Consider the following 6184-nt stretch of genomic DNA (forward strand, 5'->3'; position numbering starts at 1 on the left):
GGGACTGGCATGTAGCTTGCGTATGCGAGCGAATGCCAGAAGGGAAATGTGGCGCAGCCCAAGCGAGGCCGTAGTGCCGAAGCGCAGTGAGTAGCCGCTGTTATGCGTAGTGCCAAATGATCGTAATTAAACTATAGAAAATCAGGACTGAGTATAATGTTTTTTTAATATATTGCTTCAGAAATTAATCTTCCCATTTAAATTTAAGGTTAATAAGTGTGGTTTGAATTTACTATAAGTTATAAAAACTGTAAACAATAAGATCTGATTTGTTATTTTCAATCGAGCTATTAATTAAAGCATCATTTCAATCCGCCAACATATATGTATAGACAGCTATAGCTTTTATGGATGAGGCGTATATTTGATACAAAGAAATAAACTAAGTGATTGAGGCTTATTCTAAACCTGAAAAATAAGAAGTTTGTTTCTCAAGTCCTCTTTGTTTTCGCCATCGTTCAAAGACAACTTTTAGTTCAGCTTCGGAAATTGAAATCCATTCGTTCCAGTTTTTTTCACAACCATGTGGAAAACCAAGAAGATTGTTGAAGCAGTTGTTGATTGCTAAAGAAACTGTTTCCTCAGGTAAAGAGTTTTTTGGCCAATTCGCTGCAACTTGTGAGAATTCTTCAAATGTAACGCCAAAGATGATAGAAAATTCCCAATTATCTTTGAAAAAAGGACCATTTGCGGTTGCATGAAGTATTTCGCGTATGATGGAAATATCTTTTTCTTGGAGCATTTAAGTATTCCCTTTAAATTACTTTTTGGTTTTATTTTGGCATTCCGCATAACGAACTAGGCTAATCGACGTTCCTCGTAGCTGAGCCTCTGAAGGAGGCGTTAGCGTCGGCGCGCCTTCTTGCGAAGCAAGAAGCGTGACGGAGAGGAATGTGGCGTAGCCCAAACGAGGCCGCAAGTGCCGAAGTGCAGCGATTCGTCGCTGTTATACGAAGTGTGCTTTACCGAGATACTTTTTCTTGTATTCTAGAGAAATGAATCGATAATTTGAAGAGTAGTAGGTAGAATCCATAATTCGATAAAGTGAATCTTTTTGTAAAAGCACTTTTGTCTACAAAATAATCTTGTGGTAGGCTAATAATGAAATCTAAGAAGGCTATGTGATCTTCCTCCAATCCATTTCCTTGAGGTAGGTAAAAGAATTGAGTTATGTGCTGTTTTTTTGCTGAATGTAAATGACCATTGATTCTTTCTTTGTCAATTCCGTCTTCTTCAAGTAACGCTTTATATTTACTTACGCTAGTAATAGGCGCATACATTACTCTTGAATTGTATACTTTTTCATTATCTGGACTAATATCACAAGAATTAGATATGATAATTCCAGATCCTATTTTTTGCTCAGGGTTTGGTAAATTATAAATTAATAATTCATTGAGTCCATCACCTTGTAATATATCCGTAAAAGAGTTTGAGTTTATATATAACCGTGAATCAATGTTTTCTGGAAACATTTTGATTTCATCAATTAAAGATTTAACAGAATCAGATGATAAATATTTAGGGAGGTATATATCTAAATCATCTGAATGATTCATTGTATTTGTTCAAAATAGATCGAGAAATCTTTTATTAAGTATATCTGAAATATCCTTATCGATATTTTTTGAATTTTCAGAAAGATTTGTTGCAAGTTGAACTAACGACTCTTTAAATTCTTGATCAGTAAAAACAGATGGCGTAATCTTATGTAAAGATCGTGAAGTATTCTGATCGCTAGGTATTGTGTAACTCGGCATACTAATAGACTTTTGTCCAGGATATTCTGTTTGCTGGTTTAAGTCGTTGTATATAAATGGCGACACAACCAAAATTATCGAAGCAGTGGTTAATAACGAAGGACTGTTTATTCTTGTGATTGATTCCATTTTAATCTTGATACTCTGGATTATGTTTTTTAATTAAATCATCGGAAAGTAATGAAAAAAATAATTCTTTTTCTGCTTCGTGAGTTCTGGTTAGAAGACCCATTAATTTCTCAGTATCATTTTTTATCAAATTTGGATTATTTATGAAACTATCTATATCAATAACTGACCCTAATTTGTTTTCCAACGATGCATTTTTATTTATAGAAACAGTTGCGTTTTCATAAATTCTAAGAGTTAAGCCTATGTCCTGCTTCGTATAATTTAAAATAATGTTATGGGCGAAAGGTTGAAGATCAAAATTATTGAAATTAACCGATAAATTAGACTCTTTTAATATAGTTTTAGTTTCGAAATAATTAATGTATCTTATACCAACTCTTTGAACATTCTCAATTATATCTAGCTTTAATATTTCACTAATTAATTCATGAATTCTACTTGAAAATGCCGTCCATCCAATGTATTTCTCTGTGCTGTGGAAACTTAATGAACGTGGTCCTATTTGAATAAATATATCATCGAAATTTAACTTATACAATGGAGCATATAAAAGATTAGAATCAGACTTTCTTATTTGTTCAGGAATTTGGAGAGTTTGGAGATTTTCAAAATTTGTAAACCTATCCTTGAAATGTCCATAAATTGACCCGAAAACTGCTTCTTCAGGTATTTTGGATGTAAAGCGTAATTCGGAAATTGATTCTAGGATACAATCTGGTGTAATTTTTGATGGAATTTTCATTTTCCGAATCTTTCTAAGTCGACATTAGTATAAAGTAACTCATTTTGTAAACCAAAAAGAGACATAATTTACTTAATATATGATTAGCACATTTCGTATAACGAACTAGACTTTCCGAAGTTGTCCGACCCTGAGTCCCGAAGGGACGTTAGGGACTGGCATGTAGCTTGCGTAAGCAAGGTGAATGCCAGGAGGACAATTTGGCGTAGCCCGAGCGAGGCCTTGTGCCGAAGCGTAGCGGAAAGTCGCTGTTATGCGAAGGTTGGAATTTCTAATTAATTTTTCTATATCCGAGATTTTTCTTAATAGCTAAAAAGAAAGAAAAGGAAGAATAATAGAAAATTATACTCATTATACCTAAGATGATTTTAGTAAATGAGATATTATGAAAATTTAGAGATAGTTTGAAATCCTTTAATAGTATTTCTTTAGTGAATTCCAGAGGTCTAAAAATATAGCTTATTTCTAAATTAAAATTATTTATATTTTGGCTTTGGCAGAATGCTTGAAATATTAGAAAACATATTATTATTCCTAGGAAAGGATATTGATAATTATAATAATATTCGGTATAATTATATAAAAAATTTGTAGCAAAATTCCTTTTTGAATCAATAAAAGCATAGATTCTTTCTAAATTTCTTTTAAAAAAGTCTGAATCATTTAATGTATTTAAATATCTGAGAGAGGACAAAATTTGGCTATATGAAATGTTTGATGTATGTCGGTTTTCGATTAAATTTCGAAGTATAATTTTTGATTCCTTTGAAAATATTAGATCACAATCCTTGACATCAATTTTAGTTTTGCTTTTATTCAAAATTATTGGAAAGGCGAAGGAGCAATTTGTTATTTCAGCACTTTCTGTATATATTTTTAAAATCGAAGTTTTTATATTTTCTAAGTTAGTTACGTTCTGGTTTTCCGATTCAATGAATATTAAATCTGTTTCTAGATTTGAAAATGTATGTTTTACTTTAAAGGATTGGTTATTCGATATTTTTCTAAATAGATTTATGTAAGCATGTAAAATTTTGGAATTTTTGATTTCTAAATATATTGTTCCTTCTTCTTTTATTTTTTGATTTATCCTTATTTCTTTTATATTTGAGTTTTCTATGTATATTGATTTAACTTTATTATTCTCGATATAGTCATCGAAATCAATATTTTCTAGTTTTTGGTTAATAATCCTAATTGATAGTTCATCTGGTGTAACTGAATCCTTTATTTTATTTATATTGTGGATATTCGGATTTATCTTTATAATCTTGCTTTTGGAAATTAAGATATAATTGTTAACTAATTTACCAATTTCGTCTACATGAATGAAATCAATTTCCTTTAATCTGCTTCCATAAATTTCTTGAAGCAAAGATTTAAGATCATGATTTATTATTTTTTTTGTGTTAATGTATATCATTTTTCCAACTTTCGCATGACGAACTAGTGTAAACGACGTTCCCCGACCCTGAGTCCCGGTAACGGGACGTTAGGGACTGGAACGACGCTTGCGCAAGCAAGAGGAGTGCCAGAGGGGAATGTGTCGGAGACCAAACGAGGGCGTAAGTCCCGAAGTGCAGCGTTTACATGCTGTTATGCGACGTTGCGGGGAGCGACACGGATGTCGCAATCTTAGCTAAGTTCCTCTTTGATTCTTAAATATTCATCAGGCGTAATGATTTTTAAACCTTTTATTTTTTCAAGAGTAAGAAGATCCTTATCACCAGTTATAAGAAAATCTACATTTGCAGAAAAAGCAGTTTCTAAAATATGAAAATCATCTCTGTCTCTTAAATTTAAATAATCTTTCAGAGGTTTATTTTTAATAATAGTAGTTACATTTCTGATTTCTTCAATAGTGAACTGAATAAAATCATTAGGAAGTTTAAACTTAGGTTTAGTTAAAGTTTCTTCAATCTCATCGAGTATTTCATTTGAAATATAGCCAACAAAAGCCTCGTCGATTAAATCTTGTAGAACTAGTTTAGGTTTTCCATTAAATAGAATCGCAGAAATGTAAATGTTGGTATCTAAGAGGACTTTAAACATTAAGAAGCTTTTTTATTTCTTCTAACGGCTTTAATTTCTCCAAAAATATCCGCTTCTGTAAGATTTGAATTTCCTGTTGATTTAGAGCCAAAATCAAAGATAGCTTGCCACTTAGATTTTTTCTCAATGTAAGTCCTTGCTGCTTCACGAATCAGTTCAGATCTGGATCTATGTTCTCTTTTTGCAATTTTATCAATTTCTTTTAAAAGTGCTTTTTCGAAAGAGATATTAACTGTCTGATTCATATATTTCCAGAATATACAAGACTTGTATATTTGTCAAATTGCTTTTTTTTAGATTTCTTACAAACGCCACACGGATGTGGCGATTCTTCCCCGCAATGTTCGCATAACGAACTAGACTAACCGACGTAGGCTGTTCCCTGAGTCCCGAAGGGGACGTTAGGGATTGGCACGACGCTTGCGCAAGCAAGAGGAGTGACAAAAGCCTATGTGTCGTAGACCGAACGAGGGCGCCAGTCCCGAAGTGAAGCGGTTAGTTGCTGTTATGCGAAGTTTTCGGGCTTATTGAATTTATTACGCCACGGACGGCGTTCTTTTTCTTCCTGTCTTTGTGGCTTTGACTTTATATTCTTTTACTAGAATGTCCGTAGGTATTCCTAGATTTTGATTAATCTTTCTAATCATTTCCAAAGTAAGTTTTCTTTTTCGATTTAAGATTTCAGTTGCGCGACTTCGACCACCGATTAGATTTCCTAAATCAACACTTTTCATATTCATGTCATCCATAACAGATTTTAAAGCTTCAATTGGATCCGGATCTTCAATAGGATAGTTTTTAGTTTCGTAAGCATCAACTAAAGTAATTAGAACATCTAATTTATCGTATTCGGGAGTATTTTTCTTAGCATCCCAGAGTTTTTCTATCTCAGCAAGAGCTTCTAAGTGATTTTTTTGATTCTTAATAGGTTTAATGTTCATTTAAATCACCTCAGCATTGATTTTATCGTATTGTTCGTGAGTTCCAATAAATCTAATGAAAACCGTCTGTAAATTGTAATGAACCTTCACAATTAATCTGTATTTGTTTCCGTGTATATTGAAAACGATTTTATTATCTTTAAGAAAGCTAGCATTCCTGTATTTTTCTTTGATATCAGAAGGAGATTTCCAACTAGTTCTGGAAGTGTCTTTAAACCAAACTTCGATAGGTATTTTAGAGTCAGAATATTTAGGAATAGAGTAGAAATCTCTTAAAATCTTTCTCGAAATCACCCTCACAAACCAATAGAAGCATGTTACCGAAATGGTAACAACTACTTTTTTCCTTTTCTAGCGAGCACGGACGCTCGCATTTTAATAAAAAAAAGACTCCCGAAAATTTCGCATAACGAACTAGGGGAGACGACGTTCCCTGACCCTGAGTCCCGAAACGGGACGTTATGGACTGGCACGCAGTTTGCGGATGCAAACGAGTGACAGAAAGGGAATGTGGCGTAAGCCCAAGCGAGGCCGTAAGTGCCGAAGCGCAGCGTTTC

8 protein-coding genes are annotated in these 6184 nt (G+C 33.1%); all 8 read right to left on the minus strand.

Going from position 1 to position 6184, the window contains the following annotated elements:
• Nucleotides 1-397 precede the first annotated feature (397 nt).
• The 8 genes from EHR07_RS01380 to EHR07_RS01420 all read right to left on the minus strand — a co-directional run bounded on the left by EHR07_RS01380 (nt 398) and on the right by EHR07_RS01420 (nt 5927).
• Nucleotides 398-742, minus strand: a complete 345-nt coding sequence (locus tag EHR07_RS01380; protein ID WP_135743424.1) for a hypothetical protein — start codon at nt 740-742, stop codon at nt 398-400.
• A 220-nt stretch (nt 743-962) separates the two neighbouring features.
• A complete protein-coding gene (locus EHR07_RS01385; RefSeq protein ID WP_135743425.1) occupies nt 963-1559 on the minus strand; it encodes a hypothetical protein in 597 nt (198 codons plus the stop codon).
• A gap of 331 nt (nt 1560-1890) precedes the next feature.
• The gene (locus EHR07_RS01390) at nt 1891-2634 is read right to left on the minus strand and encodes a TIGR04255 family protein (RefSeq protein WP_135743426.1); all 744 of its coding nucleotides are present in this window, start codon (nt 2632-2634) and stop codon (nt 1891-1893) included.
• Between the two features lie 271 nt (nt 2635-2905).
• Nucleotides 2906-4057 (minus strand): hypothetical protein, encoded by a 1152-nt coding sequence (locus tag EHR07_RS01395; RefSeq protein ID WP_135743427.1) that lies wholly within the window; start codon nt 4055-4057, stop codon nt 2906-2908.
• Between the two features lie 212 nt (nt 4058-4269).
• Nucleotides 4270-4686, minus strand: coding sequence for a putative toxin-antitoxin system toxin component, PIN family (locus EHR07_RS01400; RefSeq protein WP_135743428.1), 417 nt, complete (start codon nt 4684-4686; stop codon nt 4270-4272).
• The gene (locus tag EHR07_RS01405; RefSeq protein ID WP_135743429.1) at nt 4686-4931 is read right to left on the minus strand and encodes a CopG family ribbon-helix-helix protein; all 246 of its coding nucleotides are present in this window, start codon (nt 4929-4931) and stop codon (nt 4686-4688) included. Before EHR07_RS01405 ends, EHR07_RS01400 begins: the two co-directional genes overlap by 1 nt.
• 291 nt (nt 4932-5222) lie before the next feature.
• The gene (locus EHR07_RS01415) at nt 5223-5627 is read right to left on the minus strand and encodes a helix-turn-helix domain-containing protein (protein ID WP_135743431.1); all 405 of its coding nucleotides are present in this window, start codon (nt 5625-5627) and stop codon (nt 5223-5225) included.
• Entirely contained in the window at nt 5628-5927 is a 300-nt protein-coding gene (locus tag EHR07_RS01420; RefSeq protein ID WP_135743432.1) for a type II toxin-antitoxin system HigB family toxin, read from the minus strand. It lies immediately after the preceding gene.
• Nucleotides 5928-6184: the final 257 nt, after the last annotated feature.

Source organism: Leptospira bandrabouensis, from assembly GCF_004770905.1.
Classification (GTDB): Bacteria; Spirochaetota; Leptospiria; order Leptospirales; family Leptospiraceae; genus Leptospira_A; species Leptospira_A bandrabouensis.

Excerpts from the sequence above, each read along its gene's own strand:
- EHR07_RS01405 (WP_135743429.1), bottom strand. The coding sequence starts at position 4,931 with ATGAATCAGACAGTTAATATCTCTTTCGAAAAAGCACTTTTAAAAGAA.
- EHR07_RS01385 (WP_135743425.1), bottom strand. The coding sequence starts at position 1,559 with ATGAATCATTCAGATGATTTAGATATATACCTCCCTAAATATTTATCA.
- EHR07_RS01415 (WP_135743431.1), bottom strand. The coding sequence starts at position 5,627 with ATGAACATTAAACCTATTAAGAATCAAAAAAATCACTTAGAAGCTCTT.
- EHR07_RS01390 (WP_135743426.1), bottom strand. The coding sequence starts at position 2,634 with ATGAAAATTCCATCAAAAATTACACCAGATTGTATCCTAGAATCAATT.
- EHR07_RS01380 (WP_135743424.1), bottom strand. The coding sequence starts at position 742 with ATGCTCCAAGAAAAAGATATTTCCATCATACGCGAAATACTTCATGCA.
- EHR07_RS01395 (WP_135743427.1), bottom strand. The coding sequence starts at position 4,057 with ATGATATACATTAACACAAAAAAAATAATAAATCATGATCTTAAATCT.
- EHR07_RS01400 (WP_135743428.1), bottom strand. The coding sequence starts at position 4,686 with ATGTTTAAAGTCCTCTTAGATACCAACATTTACATTTCTGCGATTCTA.